Source organism: Blochmannia endosymbiont of Camponotus sp. (assembly GCF_023586365.1).
Lineage (GTDB): Bacteria > Pseudomonadota > Gammaproteobacteria > Enterobacterales > Enterobacteriaceae > Blochmanniella.
Map to the genome: position 1 here is coordinate 290,471 of NZ_CP097759.1, position 22,812 is coordinate 313,282.

The 22,812-nt window shown below is 30.8% G+C and carries 18 protein-coding genes; 4 read left to right on the forward strand and 14 right to left on the reverse strand.

Annotated elements, in window-relative coordinates; all coding sequences use genetic code 11:
- Window positions 1-21: 21 nt before the first annotated feature.
- On the reverse strand, window positions 22-1,065 hold the full coding sequence (locus M9407_RS01195) for a rod shape-determining protein (RefSeq protein WP_250231173.1): 1,044 nt from the start codon (window positions 1,063-1,065) through the stop codon (window positions 22-24).
- A gap of 674 nt (window positions 1,066-1,739) precedes the next feature.
- On the opposite strand from M9407_RS01195, the gene aroQ reads away from it, so the two are divergent.
- Genes aroQ through accC form a run of 3 tightly spaced genes read left to right on the forward strand, consistent with a single transcriptional unit; the run spans window position 1,740 to window position 4,041 of the window.
- The gene (gene aroQ / locus M9407_RS01200) at window positions 1,740-2,198 is read left to right on the forward strand and encodes a type II 3-dehydroquinate dehydratase (RefSeq protein ID WP_250237339.1); all 459 of its coding nucleotides are present in this window, start codon (window positions 1,740-1,742) and stop codon (window positions 2,196-2,198) included.
- Window positions 2,199-2,219: 21 nt separating this feature from the next.
- Complete coding sequence (accB, locus tag M9407_RS01205; RefSeq protein ID WP_250237340.1) at window positions 2,220-2,675, forward strand: acetyl-CoA carboxylase biotin carboxyl carrier protein; 456 nt, start codon at window positions 2,220-2,222, stop codon at window positions 2,673-2,675.
- A gap of 10 nt (window positions 2,676-2,685) precedes the next feature.
- Entirely contained in the window at window positions 2,686-4,041 is a 1,356-nt protein-coding gene (gene accC, locus M9407_RS01210; protein ID WP_250237341.1) for an acetyl-CoA carboxylase biotin carboxylase subunit, read from the forward strand.
- A gap of 149 nt (window positions 4,042-4,190) precedes the next feature.
- On the opposite strand, the gene gmhB is transcribed toward accC, so the two are convergent.
- Window positions 4,191-4,772, reverse strand: coding sequence for a D-glycero-beta-D-manno-heptose 1,7-bisphosphate 7-phosphatase (gmhB, locus tag M9407_RS01215; protein ID WP_250235378.1), 582 nt, complete (start codon window positions 4,770-4,772; stop codon window positions 4,191-4,193).
- A gap of 374 nt (window positions 4,773-5,146) precedes the next feature.
- Between gmhB and M9407_RS01220 the strand changes: the two genes are divergently transcribed.
- Window positions 5,147-6,892, forward strand: coding sequence for a proline--tRNA ligase (locus M9407_RS01220; protein WP_250237342.1), 1,746 nt, complete (start codon window positions 5,147-5,149; stop codon window positions 6,890-6,892).
- 199 nt (window positions 6,893-7,091) lie between these two features.
- Here M9407_RS01220 and tilS read toward each other — a convergent pair whose 3' ends face one another.
- The 12 genes from tilS to M9407_RS01280 form a co-directional block, all read right to left on the reverse strand.
- Window positions 7,092-8,630: a tRNA lysidine(34) synthetase TilS gene (tilS, locus tag M9407_RS01225; RefSeq protein WP_250237343.1), complete on the reverse strand. Its 1,539-nt coding sequence runs from the start codon at window positions 8,628-8,630 to the stop codon at window positions 7,092-7,094.
- A 145-nt stretch (window positions 8,631-8,775) separates the two neighbouring features.
- A complete protein-coding gene (accA, locus tag M9407_RS01230) occupies window positions 8,776-9,735 on the reverse strand; it encodes an acetyl-CoA carboxylase carboxyl transferase subunit alpha (RefSeq protein WP_250231191.1) in 960 nt (319 codons plus the stop codon).
- Window positions 9,736-9,753: 18 nt separating this feature from the next.
- The gene (dnaE, locus tag M9407_RS01235; RefSeq protein ID WP_250237344.1) at window positions 9,754-13,242 is read right to left on the reverse strand and encodes a DNA polymerase III subunit alpha; all 3,489 of its coding nucleotides are present in this window, start codon (window positions 13,240-13,242) and stop codon (window positions 9,754-9,756) included.
- A 41-nt stretch (window positions 13,243-13,283) separates the two neighbouring features.
- Window positions 13,284-13,943: a ribonuclease HII gene (rnhB, locus tag M9407_RS01240; protein WP_250237345.1), complete on the reverse strand. Its 660-nt coding sequence runs from the start codon at window positions 13,941-13,943 to the stop codon at window positions 13,284-13,286.
- A complete protein-coding gene (lpxB, locus tag M9407_RS01245) occupies window positions 13,940-15,082 on the reverse strand; it encodes a lipid-A-disaccharide synthase (RefSeq protein ID WP_250237346.1) in 1,143 nt (380 codons plus the stop codon). Before lpxB ends, rnhB begins: the two co-directional genes overlap by 4 nt.
- An 18-nt stretch (window positions 15,083-15,100) precedes the next feature.
- The gene (lpxA, locus tag M9407_RS01250; protein ID WP_250231205.1) at window positions 15,101-15,889 is read right to left on the reverse strand and encodes an acyl-ACP--UDP-N-acetylglucosamine O-acyltransferase; all 789 of its coding nucleotides are present in this window, start codon (window positions 15,887-15,889) and stop codon (window positions 15,101-15,103) included.
- A gap of 4 nt (window positions 15,890-15,893) precedes the next feature.
- The gene (fabZ, locus tag M9407_RS01255) at window positions 15,894-16,349 is read right to left on the reverse strand and encodes a 3-hydroxyacyl-ACP dehydratase FabZ (RefSeq protein WP_420022221.1); all 456 of its coding nucleotides are present in this window, start codon (window positions 16,347-16,349) and stop codon (window positions 15,894-15,896) included.
- Between the two features lie 99 nt (window positions 16,350-16,448).
- Entirely contained in the window at window positions 16,449-17,480 is a 1,032-nt protein-coding gene (gene lpxD / locus M9407_RS01260) for a UDP-3-O-(3-hydroxymyristoyl)glucosamine N-acyltransferase (protein ID WP_250237347.1), read from the reverse strand.
- Between the two features lie 3 nt (window positions 17,481-17,483).
- A complete protein-coding gene (locus tag M9407_RS01265; protein WP_250237348.1) occupies window positions 17,484-17,984 on the reverse strand; it encodes an OmpH family outer membrane protein in 501 nt (166 codons plus the stop codon).
- 78 nt (window positions 17,985-18,062) lie between these two features.
- A complete protein-coding gene (gene bamA, locus M9407_RS01270) occupies window positions 18,063-20,486 on the reverse strand; it encodes an outer membrane protein assembly factor BamA (protein ID WP_250237349.1) in 2,424 nt (807 codons plus the stop codon).
- Window positions 20,487-20,530: 44 nt separating this feature from the next.
- Window positions 20,531-21,904: a sigma E protease regulator RseP gene (gene rseP / locus M9407_RS01275; protein ID WP_250237350.1), complete on the reverse strand. Its 1,374-nt coding sequence runs from the start codon at window positions 21,902-21,904 to the stop codon at window positions 20,531-20,533.
- 35 nt (window positions 21,905-21,939) lie between these two features.
- Window positions 21,940-22,800 (reverse strand): phosphatidate cytidylyltransferase, encoded by an 861-nt coding sequence (locus M9407_RS01280; protein ID WP_250237351.1) that lies wholly within the window; start codon window positions 22,798-22,800, stop codon window positions 21,940-21,942.
- Window positions 22,801-22,812: the final 12 nt, after the last annotated feature.

Consider the following 22,812-nt stretch of genomic DNA (forward strand, 5'->3'; position numbering starts at 1 on the left):
TTATTTTATAGCGCTTTGAAATTATTCTTCACTAAATAAATCTCGACCGTGTACATCAATCATATCCAGCGCTTTACCGCCGCCTCGAGCAACACAAGTCAGCGGGTCCTCTGCGATTACTACAGGAATGCTAGTTTCTTTTATTAATAAACGATCGATATTTTTTAATAATGCTCCTCCCCCAGTTAATACCATTCCATATTCAGAAATATCAGATGCTAATTCTGGTGGACATTGCTCTAGCGCCGCCATAACTGCGCTGACGATACCAGTTAACGGTTCCTGTAATGCTTCTAAAATTTCATTATTGTTTAATACGAAACTCCTTGGTATTCCTTCTGCTAAATTTCGTCCGCGCACTTTTATTTCACGAAGTTCATCATCTAAATATGCAGAACCTATGGTATGTTTTATTCTCTCTGAAGTTACCTCTCCAATCAAGGAACCATAATGACGTCTTACATAACTAATAATAGCTTCGTCAAAACGGTCTCCCCCAATCCTAACGGATGATGAATACACTACTCCATTAAGTGAAATTACTGCGACTTCGGTGGTACCACCTCCAATATCTACTACCATTGAACCAGTAGCTTCTGATACTGGTAAACCCGCTCCAATTGCTGCTGCCATAGGTTCTTCTATTAAAAAAACTTCACGCGCGCCTGCTCCTTGCGCAGATTCACGTATAGCTCTACGTTCAACTTGTGTAGCGCCTACCGGAACACACACTAACACTCTAGGACTTGGTTTCATGAAACTATTACTGTGAACTTGTTTGATAAAATGTTGCAACATTTTTTCAGTAATAAAAAAGTCAGCGATTACTCCGTCTTTCATGGGACGAATAGCTGCAATGTTTCCGGGAGTACGCCCTAGCATCTGTTTTGCTGCATATCCTACAGCAGCCACGCTTTTGGGCATGCCTCCTCGATCCTGTCTAATGGCTACAACAGAAGGTTCATTTAACACAATACCTTGTCCTTTTAAATAAATCAAAGTATTGGCAGTACCGAGATCAATAGACAGATCACTAGAAAATATACCACGGAATTTTTTAAACATAATGATCTAAAATAGTATTATAAATTTTTTTTAAATTATTCATTTTTTATTAATTCCTCTCGAAAAACAATAAAATAAAATGATTACACAATATCACTGATATGTATTTCAAGTCATTGTATTTAAAACATTACATATTATTTAATATTTTGTATTTATTAAATATATAAATTAAGAAATTAACTACATAAAAATATTTATATTATTATAATACATAATATAAACGTATTGCGTGATGAACATAATTACATATGTGTATGCAAATTTGCACTTGTATACTATATAAACAATACCATATAATATTATTTTCGATACTTTCTATAATTATAGTAAGATTACAACTACCTGTTTTATTGAAAAAATTACAGTTCAATATTATAATAATGATCTTAAAAAAGAAATTGTTTATCGCATTAATACTGCTCATAACAGTTATTTTTATTAATAAACAGTTAAAATTTACAATACAGTAATATATTGTTAGTGTCATTAGTCTTTAACTATAAAACAGTAAATATATACATTATGTAATTAATGTGATTGTTTTATGAAATATATTATGAATAAGAAAAAATTCTTATTCATAATATATAGAGAACATTTATTAAATATAATGATATGCATGAGTTACAATTGTATATTGTATATCGAATTGATGAGGATATTTGAATATCATGGTAAATACATTTCGTATTTTATTGATAAATGGACCTAATTTAAATTTATTAGGTAAACGTGAACCACATATATATGGATGTGAAGCTTTATCTAATGTTGTAGCAAATTTGTATAAAACCTCTGAGTCTTTAGGTATGCATATGGATCACTTCCAATCTAATGCAGAACATGAATTGATTGAATGTATACATAAAAGTTACAAAAATGTGGATTTCATCATAATTAACCCTGCAGCTTTTACTCATACTAGCATAGCGTTGCGAGATGCATTTTTATCTGTGAACATTGCTTTTATCGAAATTCATCTTTCTAATATATATATCAGAGAAAAATTTCGATATCGTTCGTATTTGTCTGATATTGCACTTGGTGTTATTTGTGGATTTGGAGTATACGGATATCATTGTGCTTTGCATATGGCGTATAAATATTTATCCAAAAAAATTAATGAGTAATAGATACATATAGGTTTTGTTATGGATATTCGTAAAATAAAAAAATTAATTACATTGATCGAAGAATCAAATGTATCTAAGTTAGAAATTTCTGAAGGAAATAAAACAGTACGTATTACTCGTTCTATGTCTAAAACATCGTCTGAATCAACACGGTTGCCTACTCCCAAAGAGTCGGGAATACCGGTCTGTATTTCATCGAATACAGAAACACGTTATGAAAATGTTAAATTAGTAGATAATGGACATGTTATACGTTCTCCAATGGTAGGCATTTTTTACATTGCTCCTAGTTCAGATTCTAATCCATTTGTATCAATAGGTCAAACAATTGAAGTTGGCGACACTTTATGTATTGTTGAGGCTATGAAAGTGATGAATCAAATTCAATCAGATAAATCAGGTGTAGTCAAAGCAATTTTGGTTGATAATGGTCAACCAGTTGAATTTAACGAGCCATTACTTATCATCGAATAACGAGAACAGAATGTTAGAAAAAATTGTCATTGCAAATAGAGGAGAAATAGCGTTGCGCATTTTGCGTGCGTGTAAAGAGTTAGGGATAAAAACAGTAGCTGTGCATTCAACCATAGATCGTGATTTGAAACACGTGTTGTTAGCAGATGAAACTGTTTGTATAGGACCTCCATCTGCAATACATAGTTATTTAAATATTCCAGCTATTATTTCAGCTGCAGAAATTACTGGATCATCAGGAATTCATCCTGGCTATGGATTTTTATCAGAAAATGCTGATTTTGCAGAACAAGTTGAACGCTCCGGTTTTGTTTTTATTGGGCCACGCTCAGAAACTATTCGTTTAATGGGAAATAAAATATCTGCTATAGCTATTATGAAAGAATCAGGAATAATGACTATTCCAGGTTGGGATTACGAACTGAACAAAAATATAAATAACAAAATTTGTAATTTTTCATATCAAAATTTACACATTAATTATCCAATTATCATAAAATCTGCTCACGGAGGAGGAGGGCGTGGCATGTGTGTAGTTACAAAAGAATCAGATTTACAAGATGCTATACGCATGATACGAGCAGAAGCAAAAAATACGTGCAATAATGATACTATTTATGCAGAACAATACTTGGCGCATCCTAGGCATATAGAAATACAAGTTTTATCTGATGGAAAAGGCAATATAATTTATTTGACAGAACGTGATTGTTCAGTACAAAGGAGACATCAAAAGATAGTAGAGGAGAGTCCTGCGTTAGGTATTAGCTCTGCAATGCGGAAATGTATAGGAGAGAGTTGTGTCAAGGTTTGTTACAAAATTGGATATCGTGGAGTAGGTACATTTGAATTTTTATATGAGAATAATGAATTCTTTTTCATTGAAATGAATACTCGTATTCAAGTGGAACATCCGATTACAGAAATGATTACCGGAATAGATCTCATTAGAGAACAACTAAGAATTGCTTCTGGATATACGTTAGATATTACACAAGATTCAGTTAAATCTGAAGGACATGCTATAGAATGCCGTATTAATGCTGAAGATCCTCATAACTTTATGCCTAGTTCAGGATGTATTACTAGGTTCCACGCACCTGGAGGATTAGGTGTGCGTTGGGAATCTCATATTTATTCTGGCTACTCGGTGCCTCCTTATTATGATGCAATGATAGGAAAATTAATTTGCTTTGGGGAAACACGTGATATAGCTATTGCTCGTATGAAAAATGCGTTATCAGAGTTAATTATTGATGGAATCAATACCAATATTGAGTTACAACTAAAAATTGTAACCGATGAGATCTTTCAAAAAGGCAACGAAATTAATATTCGTTATTTAGAAAATAAACTTAATATCTAAATGATTAAAAACAAAAACTATATATTTTCATATGAAGGTGATTGTTGATTTTTTTGATTAAGAGAGTAATGTATATTCTTAAATCTCAAAATTATAATATGTAATTCATACCATCAATTTAATAAAATAAACATTAAAAATATAAAAAATTAAAAACGTTTATATATTTTTGTATAGCCACGTGTTCTTATCATATTTGGTAAAAATGCTAAACTTTTTATGATCCAATCTGCTGTTTTTTTAGTTTTTTTTGTTATTTTTTTACCGCTACATACTAGCACTTTAGTTCCAATGCCTGCTAATTGACCTGCCAACATATCATTTTCGGTATCTCCTACCATATAAGAAGTAGTCATGTTAATGTTAAAACGTTTTTTTGCATCTAATAGCATTCCCGGGTTCGGCTTGCGACATGAACAAGCTCGTTGAAATTTTTTCACTATTCCTTGTGTATGATGTGGACAAAAATAAATGGCATCTATATACACATGATAGTATACCCTCAAATAAGAAATCATCCATTTTGTTAGCAACAAGAAGTCATCTTGAGTAAACAAACCTCGTGCTATTCCAGATTGATTGGTAACGATGATCAAAAAAAACTTCATTTCTTTCAAAGTTACCATTGCATCTATGACATTATCAATGAAAAGAAAACTATCAATATTATGCACATAGTTTTTATCAATGTTAATAGTGCCATCTCGATCTATAAATATAGCATTATTCACGATTAGCCTTATATTTATTGTTATAGTTGTAAGTATTTATTTTGTTAAATAATGTTAACAACGAAAATCAATATTATATATAATAGCGCATAATCATTAATTTTATTTCAAATTTAAAACAACGTTATTGTAAAATATATTATTGTTATCAAAATATCGATATCTTCTATAAAGTAAGAAAATTTGTTGAATAATATTCTATTTATATATAAGACTATATTAAAGTATATAACTATATTGTTTTATAAAAAAATACTAAATGTGTACTTATAATAATGTGATATTAAATCAACAAAAATTTAATTCTTTAATTATAAATATACTTAAACAGCGATTATTATTACTAATAATCTTTTTCATATCAGGCAAAAATAATGCGTACCAGTCAATATTTATTAGCTACTCTTAAAGAGGCGCCTAAGAATTGCAAAACAATTAGCCATCAACTAATGTTACGAGCCGGGTTAATTCGTCAAGTATCATCTGGTCTTTATACTTGGTTACCCACTGGATTACGTGTATTACGGAAAATAGAAAATATTATTCGAGAAGAAATGAGTAAAATTGGTGCCATTGAAATAGTTATGCCGATAGTTCAACCTGCGAGATTATGGAAAAAAAGTGGGCGTTGGACAGAATATGGCACAGAATTGTTGCGTTTTAAAAATCGTAATCATCAGGAATTTGTATTAGGACCAACTCATGAAGAAATGGTGTCAGAAATTATTTGTAAAGAAACAATGCTTTATAAACAGTTTCCATTAATTGTGTATCAAATTCATACTAAATATCGTGATGAAGCCCGTCCTCGATCTGGAGTGATGCGTGCTAGAGAATTCATTATGAAAGATGGATATTCTTTTCATATCGATCAGAAATCTCTTCAAAGTACATATAATGATATGTATCAAACATATCACACTATTTTTAATCGCATTGGATTAAATTTTTGTGTTGTTCAGGCTGAACCTGGTAGAATTGGGGGAGTGTTGTCTCATGAGTTTCAAGCATATTCTGAAAACGGTGAAGATAATATCGCATCTCCTATGATACCTGATAATAATTTAATTGACTTCCAGTTATCGAATGATGTGATTCCCATTAAAATACAACCAAAAATGGCTGTAGAAACAATGCGATTAATAGCAGCTCCTCATATTAGATCTGTAGAAGAATTAATTAATCAATTCAATTTGTCCATACATCAAGTTGTAAAAACGATAATTGTACGCGCTAAAAATAAACATATCAATAATGCTTATTCCTTGTTAGGATTAGTCATTCGGGCTGATCATCAAATTAGTTTGAAAAAAATTGCGATGATTCCACAAATACATATCCCTTTATCTTGTATCGAACCAGAAGAAATTCAAATGATTACTGGAGCGCAACCCAATTTGTTGGGTCCCATTAATTTATCTATACCATTGATTGTAGATTATAATGTAGCAAAAATGAATGATTTTATCGCCGGGTCTAATATGAGCGGCAAATATTTTTTTGGGGTTAATTGGACTCGCGATATATCATTTTTAAAAATAGCGGATTTACATGAAGTGTTGAATAATAATTCATATACTAATAAGAAAAATATCTTATCCATTCATAACTGTATTGAAATAGGACACATATTTCAATTAGGACAAAAATACTCAAACTTGGATACTAATCACCCACAAAAAAATAATGAGCGTAAACATAATTTTTCAATGGAAATGGGTTGTTATGGCATAGGAATTACTCGTATTATTGCTGTGATTATTGAACAAAATTATGATAAAAATGGCATTTTATGGCCGGATGTAATCGCACCATTTAAATTAGCGATCATACCGATTGATATGTATCGCTCTGTTAATGTAAGAAGTATTGCAGAAAAAATTTACAAACAACTGTTGCCTGTTATAGGAATAGATATATTAATTGATGATCGCAAAGAATATCCAGGTACAATGTTTGCTGATATAGATTTGATTGGAATACCACATATTCTGATTATTAGTGATCGTAGTTTAGCTAATCAAGAGGTAGAATATAAATATCGTAAAAAAAATGAAATAAAAAAAATTAAACTTGAAATATTAATACGATATTTGATTGAAAAAATTGTTTCTTCATGATAAAAGTGGTCACTTTTGACTGATAAAGTGGTGTTGATATTAAGATCAAAAAATTTTAATGATATTTAAAGGAATATATATGCGATAATTATGTTGATTGAAGTTATATCAAATAACTCTTTTTATTAAAAAAATCATTTTTTAAATCTTATAGTTTAAGACTAATTATTTTATTTAATTAGTTAACAGATGTAAAAAATCATTCTAAATGATGACGAACGCTATTTTTAAAAATTTTATAAGATAAAATATCTTGTAACCAAGATATTTGCCATGAAGTGTTCTCTGTATTTGCAATCTTGCCATTGTGAGTAATGAATACTCCTATAGCAGTAATTAGTGTTTTATTATAAAAAAGTAAAGGAATACGGCTTCTTAGCCATGGAGGCACGCCTAATTCCTGCCAAATTTTTTTTAAATGTCGACCATGATTTCTTCCTAGAATATATAATAACCCATTTATATTCCCAAAAATAATTGATATTTTTTCATCAGATTTTGGGGCTCGAACAAAACAATGTGTCAAAACTTTTTTAGATTTTTCAAAAACATCATGAGATATATTAAATGGAAAATTTATGTTTAAATTCAGATTAAATGCATTTTTAGGTACATGTTCGTTGATACTTAATGGTTGGTATATTAATGTACCTAAATTATATGGCAGTATAAATACATTATGTATGATGTTCCATGATAATTTAATTCTGTTTAAAGAACATCTCATATTTTCAGGTAAAATATACAATTTTTCTCGGAAACGACGACATAAACATTTATCTAATTGTAGTATTGGGGTTGCATCTCTCCGGCTTAATACTACTTCTTTCCAAATACGATTTATAAGTTGATAAGAAGGCATCTTCATAGAAAAATGCGATAACCAACGACGCAGCAAAGCTTGTCTTTTTGGTATGCTGCATTGGAATAACGGGATAAACAGAAAAGAACCATCTGATTTATCAATTAATTTTTGAAAAGATTCTGATAACAATTCATTTAATAAATTCTCTTGATCTTTGCATAGTTGCGCGGTACGCGCAACTACTTGATTAAAATAAGGCCAACGTCGATATATTGATGGCAAAATTTTTATACGCAAAAAATTACGATCAAAACGTGTATCTGTATTCGTATCGTCTTCTATCCAGGCGAGTTTTTTTTTATAAGCATACGTTTCTAATTGCTTACGAGAACAATCCAATAAAGGTCTTAATAACCTGTATTTATTAGCATATAATGCATTTTTACTCATTCCAGATAGTCCAGATGGACCACTGCCTCTCTTTAATGCAAGCAATAAACTTTCTACTTGATCATTCATGTGATGCGCAGTCAAAAGTACTTCTTTTGAATCTAAATGATTGTATAATTTTTTATAACGAAGATTTCGTGCTAATGCTTCCATATTACGTCGTTTATTTTCTACGTGGTAGCAATTAATATAAATTACTGAAAAAGGTATACCCCGTATTTTACATTGATTAGAGCAATGACTAGCCCATTTATCTGCATAATTACTGATACCATGATGTACATAAACTGCACGTAAAATAAGTGGAGATGATGTGAGATGATCAGAACTATCTCTATCTCTTAATCTTGTTAAGATATCTAGAAGTACTGTGGAATCCAGTCCTCCACTATAAGACAATAGTAATCTTGTATGCCCAACAAGACAATGTGTTATTTTAAGATATAAATCCCAATTTTTTGACGATGTATTGGTTGTGATCATGTTTTTACTAATGTAGATAATATAAAGTCATGATGATTCATAACATTAATGATAATGATTAGATATAATATTTAATATATTATTAATGAATTTACATTATTTATATATTAAATCAATTATTAAAAAAATATATATTAATTCAAGATTAACAATATCCATAATGCATTAATCTGTGATATCGTCGATTTAACAATTCTTTTTTATCAAAAGAATCTAATTCGGCTAAATCTAATAATAATTGAGTTTTTAATGAAATAGATGTAGTTAATATATCTCTATGCGCTCCACCTAATGGTTCAGAAATCACATTATCAATTAGATTTAGTTCTTTCAATCGATAAGCGGTAATACCCATTGCTTCGGCAGCTATAGGAGCTTTTTTAACGTTTTTCCATAAAATTGATGCACATCCTTCTGGAGAAATTACAGAATATGTGCTATATTCCAACATATTAACTTTATCGCCAATGCTGATAGCTAAAGCCCCTCCGGAACCCCCTTCTCCGATTACAGTACATATAATCGGTATTTTTAATATTGACATTGTACGTAAATTTTTAGCGATGGCTGCAGATTGTCCGCGTTTTTCTGCGCCCACTCCAGGATAAGCGCCTGGAGTATCTATAAAAGTAATCAGTGGTATTTTAAATCGTTCTGCCATTTCCATCAGACGTAATGCTTTTCGGTACCCTTCTGGCGCGGGCATACCAAAATTTCGTTTAATTTTTTCTTTAGTGTCACGACCTTTCTGATGCCCAATGATCATGACTGGTCGGGAATTGAGTCTTGCTATGCCGCCTACAATAGCTTTGTCATCAGCGTATACTCGATCACCAGATAATTCATCGAAATCATTAAATATACGCTCTACATAATCTAAAGTATATGGACGTTTAGGATGTCGTGCTAATTGAGCAATTTGCCAGGCATTTAAATTAGAAAATATTTTTTGGGTAAGCTCAACGCTTTTAGAACGAAGACGATTAATTTCTGCATCAACATTTTTTTTTGATTTTTTATCTAAGTGTACCATCGATGTTAAAGAATTAATTTTTTCTTCTAAATCTAGGATAGGTTTTTCAAAGTCAAGAACATTTAAACCCATAAAATTCCTGTTATTAAATTAATGTAATTCTAATTTGATTTGATCATCCCCAACAAGACTACGTAGATTCGTCAATAACTGATCAGTTAAGGTAATATGCCATTTTTTTCCGCAATATAATTTAATCTGAATGCCATGTTTTTGATAAAAAAAATATACCGGTAAAGTTCCAAGTTTATTTTTTTCTAAAAAAAAATGAATATTGGTTAACAATTGATTGTCAACTTGTTTATTCTTTAATGTGATAGATAAACTACGTGCATGTTTTTTATGAATGTCATTGATATCTTCTAATTTCCGTGCAATCATTTTATAATGACCATGTATCTTATCAATATTGATCACGCCTGTAACAAGTAATAAATTATTTTCTTTTAAACAATATTGATATTTATGAATCAGCGTTTCAAATATTATTATTTCTAATCGACCAGAATAATCTTCTAAAATAAAAAATACAACACGGTTTCCTCTCTTACTTAATTTTGTTCGAATTGATACAATTAAACCAAAAATATGCACTATTTTATTATCTGTTTCTAGTATAACATCTTTTATATTAACGGCATTAGGTGTACAATGTTTTATTGTTTTTATATATTGAACAGTAGGATGACTGGTTAAATATAATCCAAGAACTTCTTTTTCCTTTTCTAATAATAATTGATTAGAGCATGGCGCGTTGTCATTACGATCAGATATCCCAATAGTATTAGGTTCATCTAAACGTATTTCAAATATATCTGTTTGTTTACTATGTTTATTTTTAATATGTTGATTTGCACGGTTTAGTACATCATTAAGTGATGCTATTAATTTTGAACGATGTATTCCAAACGAATCGCAGGATCCGGAAAAAATTAATTTTTCAATCATACGATGATTTATTTTTGTACTATCGACTCGAATACAGAAGTCAAATAATTCTTTAAAATTACCACCTTTATTACGAGATTTTATTATAGATTCTATAGAGGCTTTTCCTATTCCTTTTATAGCTCCAAATCCATAAACAATTTCTTTATTTGCATTAACATAAAAATGATATTGACTAGTGTTAATATTTGGGGGTGAAATTATAAGTTTCATTTTTTGACATTCATTTATTAGGTATGCTACTTTATTTAAATTATCCATATCAGAACTTAATGCTGCCGCCATAAATTCAGAAGGATAATGTGTTTTTAACCATAATGTTTGATAAGATATTAATGCATATGCTGCAGAATGAGATTTATTGAAACCATAACCGGCGAATTTTTCTACAAGATCAAAAATTTTCATTGATAGTGTAGTATCGATACCATTTTTTGCAGAACCTAAATTAAAAAAAGAGCGTTGTTTAGCCATATCTTCTGGTTTTTTTTTACCGATAGCACGTCTTAATATATCGGCTTGTCCAAGTGTATAACCTGCAAGTACTTGTGCTATTTGCATAACTTGTTCTTGATACAAAATAATTCCGTAAGTCGATTCCAATACTGGACGTAAAGATTCATGTTGCCATTTAGCATCAGGATAAGAAATAGTTTCATAACCGTGCTTTCTGTTGATGAAGTTATCTACCATACCTGATTGTAGCGGTCCTGGACGAAATAACGCAATCAATGCTATCAAATCTTCAAAACAATCTGGTTTTAAACGTTTAATTAATTCTTTTATACCACGTGATTCTAATTGAAATATTGCAGTAGTTTTTGAAGATTGAAGTATATGAAAGCTTTTTTGATCATGTAACGATATGGAATGTATATCAATAATAGTAAGACCATGTTGAAGACGCGTATTATTAATCATTTTTAATGCATGATTAATAATAGTCAATGTACGCAAACCAAGAAAATCAAATTTTATTAAACCAATACGTTCAATGTCATCTTTATCAAATTGAGTCATTGGATGAATACTGTCGTTATCGTAATACAAGGGAGAAAAATCAGTAATTTTTATAGGCGCAATTACTACCCCTCCTGCATGTTTGCTTACATTTCTCACAATACCTTCTAGTTGAAAGGCCATATCGATGAGCACTGTAATATCTTCGTCATTTTCATAAAGCAATTTAAGTTGAGGTTCGATAGAGACAGCTTTTTTTAATGTTATTCCCGATTCTGATGGAATTAATTTAGCGATACGATTAATCAATGCATAAGGATGCCCTAGTGCACGACCTACATCTCGAATCACTGCTTTAGCTGCCATAGTCCCAAACGTAATAATTTGAGATACAGCGTCTGATCCGTAAGTTTTAGAGACATGTTCAATTACTAAATCACGATGATCCATGCAAAAATCAATATCTAGATCAGGCATAGATATACGTTCTGGATTAAGAAAACGTTCAAACAGCAAATCGAATTGTAATGGATCAAGTTCTGTAATTTTTAAAACATAAGCTACTAGTGAACTAGCACCGGAACCTCTTCCAGGCCCAACTGGAATATCGTTATTTTTAGCCCATTTGATAAATTCCATAACGATTAAAAAATAACTAGGAAAATTCATATTATTAATTACTTGTAATTCATGTTCCAATCGTAAATCATACGGTTTTCGCTTAATAAGACGTTCTTTAGTCTTTGGAAATAATAAAATTAAACGCTCTTCCAATCCTGTTTTTGCGTGTGTAGTAAGAAAATCTTTAGCAGACCTACACCCAGTAGGAAATTTTGGCAAAAAATACCCGTCTAAATCAATAGTGAGATTACATCTGTAAGCAATTTCTACACTATTTACTAAAGATTCTGGTATATCAGAAAATAATTCACACATTTCTTGTTCACTTTTCATAAATTGTTGTGAACTATATTTGTGTAATTGTTGAACATTATTTAATGTAGTACCAGCATATATCGCTACGCGGACTTCATGCGCTAAAAAATCTTTTTCATTAATGAAGCGTACATCGTTGGTGGCTACCACCGGTAGTCCCTTGACTATTGATAATTCTATTGCTAATTGCAAATAAGATTCTTCATGTTGACGGCCAGTACGTATTAATTCTAGATAATATCTATTTGGAAAATACTTGGAATAAAAATATAAACATTCTTCTATCTTTGATTTTTCATTTCTTAATAAATATCTACCGATATCTCCGTTACGCCCTCCAGAAAGTAGAATTAAACCTTTGTTATATTCTGTGAGCCAATGACGTTGAATCATAAGAACAATATTACTACATTTATTTTTATATGCTTTTGAAATCAACATAATTAAATGATGATAACCCTGTTTATCAGTAACCAAGCATGTTAATTCGCTGGGTTTGCTACCAACGATGAGGTCTTGTACTAAAAAATCTGCTCCAATAATTGGTTTGATTCCTGATTTATAAGCAACATCATAGAACTTAATAAATCCAAATAAATTGTTAAAATCAGTAAGAGCTAGCGCAGGCATTTTAAGATATGCCGCTTTTTTTATTAATTTATTTACTGTAGCTAACCCATCGATCATGGAGTAATCGCTATGTACGTGCAAGTGAATAAAACGTGGTTTTATCATAATTTAAAAAGATCATAAGTAATAATGTATATCTCATTATATTAAATATAGAATTGCCTATTAATATCAAAAATTACCTGTTTTACAGGAGCAAAGCTTTTTCGGTGATGCAATATAGGGCCGTATAGTGCTAGTTGTTGTAAGTGAAAAAAAGTAGGGTATCCTTTGTTTTGAGCAAATCCATATTTTGGATATTGTGCATCTAATATAATCATATCTTGATCACGAGTAACTTTAGCTATAATGGAAGCTGCGCTTATAACCGCTATTCGAGCATCTCCTTTGCTAAAACATTGATAAGGTATTTCCGTAAATCCTGGAGCACGATTTCCATCTATTAAAATCAAATCTGGTTTAACAGATAAATTGTGCACTGCTCGTTTCATTGCTAATAAACGAGCTTCCAAAATATTAAAACGATCAATTTCTGTAACATCAGCATATCCGATACTCCAGGATAATGCGTTTTTAATAATATTTTTATATAAATGAAGTCTTTTATTTTTGTTTAATGTCTTGGAATCAGCTAATCCAAGAATTGGTTGTATTGGATGCAATATCACTGCAGCTGCTATTACTGATCCAACTAATGATCCACATCCTGATTCATCTACTCCTGCAATTAGTTTAAATTTTTTGACAGATAATGTTTTTGATATTTTATTATTTTTTACTTGCGTAGTAGATAACATTGTTGTCATTTGATTAATCTCAAAACTGCATGAGCTGCTTGTTCATCTGCTTTACATCTAATTCTGTAATGTAATTGTCTAAATTTTTTTTTCAATACTGTATGTCGATTATTATTATCATTTAATAAATTAATTAATGTTTGTGCTAAATTTTCAGGACGACAGTTGTTTTGAATAAATTCTTTTACCAATTCATGACCTGCTAATAAATTAGGTAGTGATATCCAGGGAACGTTTATAAAATGCTTGACCAACATGAATGTTAGGGGATGCATGCGATAAGCTACAACCATGGGGCATTTGGCCAACATACATTCTAAAGTTGCTGTTCCAGCGGTTACTAATGAAACATCTGCTGCCATCATTATTTCCCATGCTGATTGGTTGTTTAGAATACGATATTTAACCGATTTTGATGCAACACTAATAAATTTTTTTATAGATGTTTGATTAGTTAATGGCACTAAAATTTCAAGATCAGGAAAATTATTTTTTAATAATTTAGCGCATACTAAAAAATCATGAGCTAACATTTTAATTTCCCTAATTCTGCTGCCTGGTAATACCGCTAAACAGTATACATCATGAGGAATACCTAATTTTTGACGAGCAGAGACTTTATTTGGATTAAGTGGTATTTGATCTGCTAATGAATGCCCAATAAATTGACATGGTATATTGAAGTGATCGTATATTTTTTTTTCAAAAGGCAGAACAAGCAAAATATTATCGGTAGCTTTTTTAAGTGCAAAAATACGTTTTTTCCTCCATGCCCATACTGATGGGCTAACATAATGAATTGTACGAATTCCACGTTTTTTCAAGTGATTTTCTAACGAAATATTAAAATCTGGAGAATCGATACCAATGAAAACATCGGGTTTTAAGTGAATAAATCTACGAGCTAAATTTCTACGAATATATAATAGTCGTGGCAACTTCATAATGATTTCAGCAAAACCCATAACTGATAACTCTTCTATATTATACCAGGATTTCATATCTTCAGATTGCATACAAGGGCCACCAATCCCAAAAAAACATACTTTTTTTAAGTATTTTTTTAATGCACGGATTAATCCTGCGCCTAAAATATCTCCAGAAGCTTCTCCTGCTACTATACCTATAATAATAGTACGATCACACATAGACGGTAGATGACATTGTTAACGAATAATTCCTCTTTGAGAGCGTATTAAAAAATCTACAAATTCATTGATAATTGGATGTTCTGCTGCTAATGCTTTTAAAGCTGATTTAGCTGATTCAACAGTTTTATTGCTACGATATAAAATTTTATAAGCATCTCGAATAGCGTGTACAGAGGAACGACTAAAACCTCGTCGTTTTAAACCTTCAATGTTTAATCCAAAAGGTGTTGCGTGATTTCCTTGGGCTATTATGAATGGTGGAATATCTTGAACTACACCAGAACACCCTCCAATCATAACATGCGTTCCAACAATACAAAATTGATGGATCGCGGTCATCCCTCCAATAATAGTATGATTATCCACTCTTACGTGCCCGCCCAAGGTAACGTTGTTGGCCATGACACAATGATCTCCTATTATGCAATCATGAGCAATATGTACGTTAATCATAAACAAATTGCTATTTCCTATTTTGGTAACTTTTTTACCTTGTATAGTACCGCGATGAATAGTGACGCTTTCTCTAATCTGATTATAATGACCAATCTCTATGCGCGTAGATTCTTTTGCGTATTTTAAATCTTGGTTCACTTCCCCAAGAGAAGCAAATTGATAAATTTGATTATCTTCGCCAATTTGAGTAATGCCATTAATTACAATATGAGATTTCAGCAAAGTTCGCGCCCCTATTTCAACTTGCGCCCCAATAAAACAAAATGGCCCGATATGGACGTTCTTGTGTATTATAGCTCCTTCTTCTATTATAGAACTAGGATGTATAATGGCAGATTGATGAATCATCAGATTAAATTTCCTTTCTACGAGCGCACATCATTGATGCTTCACAAGCCATTTCTTCGTTTACTGTAGCGATTCCTTTAAAGCGTGCAATACCACGTCTTTCTTTAATAAATTCTACATCAAGTATCATTTGATCACCAGGTTGTACTGGACGCTTGAATCGAGCTGCATCAATTGCAGCAAAATAATATAATTCTCCTGGAGCTAATTTACCTGTACTTTTAAAGGCTAAGATGCCTGTCGCTTGAGCCATAGCTTCTAAAATTAGTACCCCAGGAAAGATGGGTTTTCCTGGGAAATGACCTTGAAAAAATGGTTCATTAAAGGAAACATTCTTTACCGCCCTTAAAAATTTTCCTTTTTCAAAATTTAGTACACGATCAACTAACAAAAATGGAAATCGATGTGGCAAAAGCTCTAAAACTTCCTCAATGTGCAAAATACAAGTATCATTAATCAAGGTTTTCTATTCCTGTCTAAGATAATAAATCGTATTAACAATATTTATCCCGTTCATCCTAACAGGATAAAGAATAAACTGTCCTAATTATCGTAAAATTTATAGGAACAGTAGTTTTTTTAATTTTTCTTCTATAGTTTTTATACGTTTATTCATATTACTAATCCGCATAATTAACGCGGCAGTTTTCCACCATACTGTATTTGGTTGTACAGGAATACCTGATGAGTAAATACCAGGTTGTGTTATTGTTTTACTTACCATACCCATTCCGGTTATCGTAACTTTATCACAAATATTTATGTGCCCATTAATCACGCTAGCTCCACCTATCATGCAATATCGTCCGATTGTTAAACTTCCGGCCATAATGACACCGCCTGCTATTGCAGTGTGCGCACCTATTATGACATTATGAGCAATTTGGCACTGATTATCAATAATTACTCCGTTTTCAATTGTAGTATCATCTAATGTTCCTCGATCAATAGTAGTACAAGCACCTATTTCTACATTATTTCCAATTTTTACTGTTCCTAAATGAGGAATTTTAATCCACACACCATGGTCATTAATATACCCAAATCCATCAGAACCAATTATAGCTCCAGATTGTATTAAACAGAATTCACCAATTTCTACTTCATGATATATAGTAACGTTGGCCCATAAACGTGTACCTGTTCCTATTTTTGATTTTTTTCCTATGAAACTTCCAGGACCAATGATTACATCATCCCCTAAAATTACTTCAGATTCTATAACTGCATTAGCACCAATCCCTACTCTTTGGCCTAACATTGCATCTGGAGCTATAATTGCTTCAGATGCAATGTTTTTCGATGGCTTAGGGGTAGTATCCATTAATCGCGCTATTTTAACATACGCAATATAAGGATCTTCTACTACTAATGCAGCAACCTTACAAAAAATTAAGTTATTCTTAGACAATATCACTGCTGAGGCGCGACAGGAGCTTAGTTGACTGAGAAATCGCTGATCTTTTAAAAAAGTAATATGCCCTACTCGTGCGTTATTTATAGACGCAACACCAGTAATAATAATATTTTCATCTCCATGTAATTTAGCATTTAACTGTTGTGCTAGGTCATATAATCGCATCCCGATCATAATTTATCCAACTTGTTTCATTACAGAATTGGTAATATCTGTAATATGAATACTGTGATACACTACAGCATTAGTGTCGATTACTATGTCGTAATTTTCTTTTTTAGCAACATTCGTCACTACATTATGAATCATATTCAGAATTTTATCTCTTTCTTCTGTCTGACGTGAATGATTGTCTTGTTGAAATTCTTTAGCTTTGTTAGAGAAAATTTCACGTTGATTTATTAACGATTTTTCTAATTCACTACGTTCGATTGCTTTCATGGTAGCGCCATCTCGTTGTAATGTTTGTATTTTCATTTGTAGATCGTGCTCCATCTTTTCTAATTCGGTAGCACGATCTCTAAATTCATACTCAAGTTGTTTAATGATTTTCGCGCGTTGTGAAGATTGTTGGAAAATATTAGAAATATTAACTATCGCAATTTTGTCCGTAGCCCCAACAGGGTTAATTTGTGTTATCCAAATCACTATACTTAATATATATGTCCACTTTTTCACTGTAAACCTCTTAATTTAATAAAATATAAAATTTATACTTTGATAAGATATTTGTTATTTCTATACCGCACCTAAATTTTACCATGTTTTTCCGATACTAAATTGAAATGGTTCTTCTATATCTCCAAGATATTTTTTTATTAATTTTGAATAAGAAAAAATCACTGGTCCAACTGGAGATACCCACTTCAAGGCTATACCACTGGATATACGAATATTACTTGGAATGCTATAATCTACAATACCAGCTTTTTGTGTTGCTTCAGTGTTTTTCCAAAAAGTATCCCATACAGTACCTGTGTCTAAGAATAGAGAAATACGTACAATATCAGAATGTTGTATATTAAAATATGTAATAGGAATGATTAGCTCAGTTTTAAAAAGAGTTATTGCATTTCCGCCAACAGTATCTTGAGAGTTTTTTATTGCACATGTAGTATAGTTTTGGCTTGAATCGTTGCAATGATAATAGGCAGCTTTTGGTCCTATACTATTTAGTCTAAATCCGCGTATTGTTCCAATGCCTCCAGCGTAAAAGTTATCATAAAAAGGATTTTCTTTTTTATGTATACTTCCACAATAACCAGCATATATAGAATTCATTATTATCCAATTATAATATTGGTCGAAAGGCATATAGCTATTGCAATTAATTAGTATTTTATAATATTGATTATTAGACCCAGGTAGCGTTAATGTACTTGATACATTAGCGCGTACGCCGTATGTAGGAAAATAAGCATGATTCAAGTTATCAAAAGTCCATCCTGAAACCAATAAAAAATCATTTGTATGAAAATTAATAGTATCATCTAAAAATTTATTGTTAATCGACATTTTTGGATGAATTTTTGTAGATTTTAGATAACGCCATATTGCTACTTGAGGAGCTACTTTACTTAAATAATTAGATATATAATTTAATCCTATATTAAACGTATTGTATTCAATAATCGGATATGAGCAATTAATATTAATGCCACAATTTTTCAAATTATAATCTGATAAACCCGTTTTGTTAGTATTTAAGTCATTAAAAAATATTTTCCCACCTACGCTAATATTATTAACGCCACAGTAAGGTTGTACAGATGATATTTCAGCATAAGTTTGATAATGGTTTTTAGTGCTAGCAACAGCTATAGAATTGCCTGAACCTAATACATTTTCTTGATACATTCCGAATTGTAAATTTATACCACTTTCTGTTCCGAATCCGACGCTCAAATTTAAATTACCAGTATTACGTTCTTCAACTTTGTAAATAATGTCGATTTGGTTTAAAGCATCCGATACATATGCAATACGAGTATTTACAGTTTTAAAGTAACAAAGACGTCTAAGTCGGTCTTGGGCTTGAACAATACGAGTATAATCTAATTGCATTTGTTCTGTTTGATGTATTTCTCTACGAATTACTTCATCTTTAGTAATATTATTACCTTCAAAACGTACTTCACGCACATAAAAATGACGCCCTATATCGACATATACATATAATTTTATTGCTTTATTGTTGTCATTTATGTCAGGTTCTATTGATATGATAGGTTGAATGTAACCATGTTTGCTTAACACGTATCGTATGTTACGTTCTATTTCTTGAATTTTATTTTTACTATACAATTCTCCAGGAAAAATTCTCATGTATTCCTCAATATTAGGAAAATAATCTAATATATTTCCATGTAATTTTACAGAATCAAATGTATATTGCATGCCTTCATTAATATATAAAGAAAGGTAAATGTATTTTTTATTTGGTGTTAAATCGATTTGTGTTTCATCAATATGAAATTTAGCGTAACCATGGTTTAAGTAAAAATTACGTAATTCCTCTAAGTCATGAAATAATTTTTGTTGTTGATATTGTTTATTGGATAATATGGGTCTCCATTTAATTTTTCTATATAATTTAAATTGTGATAATAATTTTTTTGTATGGAATGCATGATTACCAAAAATATTGATTTGTTGTACTTTGGCGGTTTTACCTTCAGTAAATATTATTTTCAAATTAACACGATTTCTTGATAGAGGAATAACTGTTATTTTAGTTGTAGCTGTAAATTTACCAAAGTTATGGTATAAATTATCCAATTCTCGTTTTAATTCAAAAATAGAACATTCATTAAATGGCTCACCTGATTGTATTTTTTTTGCATTTAATGTTTTTTTTATTACATCTTCTGTAATTATTTTATTCCCATGAAAATTAACATTATCAATTACTGGACGTTCTTTCACTTGGATTATAATAATTCCTTTTTCATTATTAGATATTGTGATTTCTTCAAAATATCCTGTAGAAAATAACACTTTAATACTATTAGCAATATCTTCATCATTAATAATAGCTCCAATTTTTAAAGGCAAATTGAACAATACTGTATCTAAAGCAATTCTTTTTAATCCGTTAAAAAGAATTTTGCTTATGGTTGTATCAGCGCTGTGTGCTACATTACTAATTATCAATAAGAATGCTATAAATATTCTTTTCATCTATTGTCATTTATTTTAATTTTTTTAGTTTAAATTTTTATTAATTACCATAATCTAGATATATCATTGAAAATTGATAAGCACATTATTAACGTGAGTATAATAGATCCAATGATATAACCAAAACTCTGTGTTTCTTTCGATATTGATTTCCCTTTTATTTTTTCTATCATAAAGAAAAATAAGTGTCCTCCATCTAATGTTGGAAACGGTAATAAATTAATAATACCTAAATTGATACTAATTAAAGATAAAAACATGAGATAGTAAATTACCCCAGATTGAGCTGATGCACCTGCTCCCTGCGCTATTGCGATTGGGCCGCTGAGATGGCTTATCCCAACATCTCCAGTAATCAATTTAAATAATGTGTTAGTTGTTAGGCATATCAATTTCCATGTTTTTTCGCAAGCTTCTAGTATAGCTAAATATAATCCATATTGACGGATTGTATGATGTTTTGTTGGGATACAAATGATTTTCGGAAAAACTCCTATAACTCCTTCTACTTTATCAGAAGGAATCAGATATTTTTTATTTGGTGTTAAACTGAAGTCTAATATTTTATTTTTCCGTTCTACTATAATTTTAAAAGTTTTTTCTGGATTATTTTTAATAATTGTAATGAATGACTCCCAATTATGTATTAATTGATCGTCAATTGAGATTATTTTATCTCCAATTTTTAAACCAGCTCGTTGTGCGGCAGAATCAGGTTGTATTCTTGACAAGATTGGTAATACATGTGTATTAAAAGGAAGAATGCCCAATGTTATTATAGGATCTTTATTATTAGTAGATTTATTGAACCAGTTATGAGATAAATTAATGATATAGGTTTGAATATGTGTATTATTTATTGGTGTTGCAGAAATAACAATTTTTTCCTTACCTATGCTATTAAGAATTTCCAAACGTACTGCATCCCAATCACGAGTCAAAATATTGTTAATTGATTTAATTTCTACACCAGATGGTACATTCGATTGAGCAACAATGGAGTTAGGTATAACGGAATGGATTATTGGTTTATAAATAGGCACGCCTATCATAAAAACTAACGTGTATAACACAATAGCAAAAAGAAAGTTAAAAATGGGTCCTGAAACTACAATAACACTTTTTTTCCAAATACGTTTACAATCGAATGATTTATTATATTCTTCATTGCAAGATGCTATTTTTTTTTGAGTATTAAATAATTTAACGTATCCACCAAAAAGAACAACGGAAATTACGTATTCGGTATCATGTGAATCTCGCCAACTCCATAAAACAGGACCGAATCCTATAGAAAATCGCTCTACTTTTACTTTTAAAAAACGTGCTGCTACAAAATGTCCATATTCATGAACTGTGATAAGCACACTTAATGCAAGGATAAATGTGGTTAAGTTCCAAAAAAAATGTAATAACATGATGTTAATGAATTCTCTATTTTTTGATAATGATATTAATACAGACTTAATAATATTAGGTAAACAAAAATAGGCACTGCAGCAAATAAGCTGTCTATACGATCTAAAATTCCCCCATGTCCAGGAATGAAACTTCCGCTATCTTTAATGCCAGCTTCTCTCTTAAACATACTTTCAGTTAAATCTCCTATTGTAGAAACTATAATTGCGATGATAGAGTAAATAAATATAAGAGATGGATGTATCACCTTGATTGGCATATATTTACTAAATAACCAGGAAATTCCCGTTGAAATTAATATGCCTCCAATAAATCCTTCCCAAGTTTTTTTAGGAGATACTTTTTCTAATAATTTATGCCGCCCTAATGTTTTACCGATAAAATATGCACTTGAATCATTAATCCAAATTAATATTACAATATGCAGTAAGCACCATGTCCCGACGATGTTATCGTTGATATGATGAAATTGACGCAACGTTAATATCCCCCAAAAAAATGGTAATATTGTTAATATTCCGAAAAAAAAACGTAGTACATTAGAGTTTTTCCAGAAAATAGCAGAATCAGGGTAAGATAATATTAATGAAAACGCTAGTACCCACCATACTATACTAATGCTGCCGAAAATATACCAAAAAATATGCCAATTATTGGAATATGAATAGTTTTTTGATATTATAACTATCATTGTAATACACAATGATCCAAATATAGCGCATATCCATATTCGGTGTATATAATCAGAAAAATGATGCATTTTCCCCCATTCCCACGCACTAATTAAACAAATGATAAATACAGCAATCGAAAATGGTATAATGGGCAATAAAAACACCATCAAAATGGTGATAGGAATCAGGATAAACGTGCTAATTAAACGGGTTTTTAACACTTTTTTTCCTTA

Bases quoted from the DNA above. Each gene is read 5' to 3' on its own strand.
- M9407_RS01195 (WP_250231173.1), bottom strand. From the start codon at position 1,065: ATGTTTAAAAAATTCCGTGGTATATTTTCTAGTGATCTGTCTATTGAT.
- aroQ (WP_250237339.1), top strand. From the start codon at position 1,740: ATGGTAAATACATTTCGTATTTTATTGATAAATGGACCTAATTTAAAT.
- accB (WP_250237340.1), top strand. From the start codon at position 2,220: ATGGATATTCGTAAAATAAAAAAATTAATTACATTGATCGAAGAATCA.
- accC (WP_250237341.1), top strand. From the start codon at position 2,686: ATGTTAGAAAAAATTGTCATTGCAAATAGAGGAGAAATAGCGTTGCGC.
- M9407_RS01220 (WP_250237342.1), top strand. From the start codon at position 5,147: ATGCGTACCAGTCAATATTTATTAGCTACTCTTAAAGAGGCGCCTAAG.
- tilS (WP_250237343.1), bottom strand. From the start codon at position 8,630: ATGATCACAACCAATACATCGTCAAAAAATTGGGATTTATATCTTAAA.
- accA (WP_250231191.1), bottom strand. From the start codon at position 9,735: ATGGGTTTAAATGTTCTTGACTTTGAAAAACCTATCCTAGATTTAGAA.
- dnaE (WP_250237344.1), bottom strand. From the start codon at position 13,242: ATGATAAAACCACGTTTTATTCACTTGCACGTACATAGCGATTACTCC.
- rnhB (WP_250237345.1), bottom strand. From the start codon at position 13,943: ATGACAACAATGTTATCTACTACGCAAGTAAAAAATAATAAAATATCA.
- lpxB (WP_250237346.1), bottom strand. From the start codon at position 15,082: ATGTGTGATCGTACTATTATTATAGGTATAGTAGCAGGAGAAGCTTCT.
- lpxA (WP_250231205.1), bottom strand. From the start codon at position 15,889: ATGATTCATCAATCTGCCATTATACATCCTAGTTCTATAATAGAAGAA.
- lpxD (WP_250237347.1), bottom strand. From the start codon at position 17,480: ATGATCGGGATGCGATTATATGACCTAGCACAACAGTTAAATGCTAAA.
- bamA (WP_250237349.1), bottom strand. From the start codon at position 20,486: ATGAAAAGAATATTTATAGCATTCTTATTGATAATTAGTAATGTAGCA.
- rseP (WP_250237350.1), bottom strand. From the start codon at position 21,904: ATGTTATTACATTTTTTTTGGAACTTAACCACATTTATCCTTGCATTA.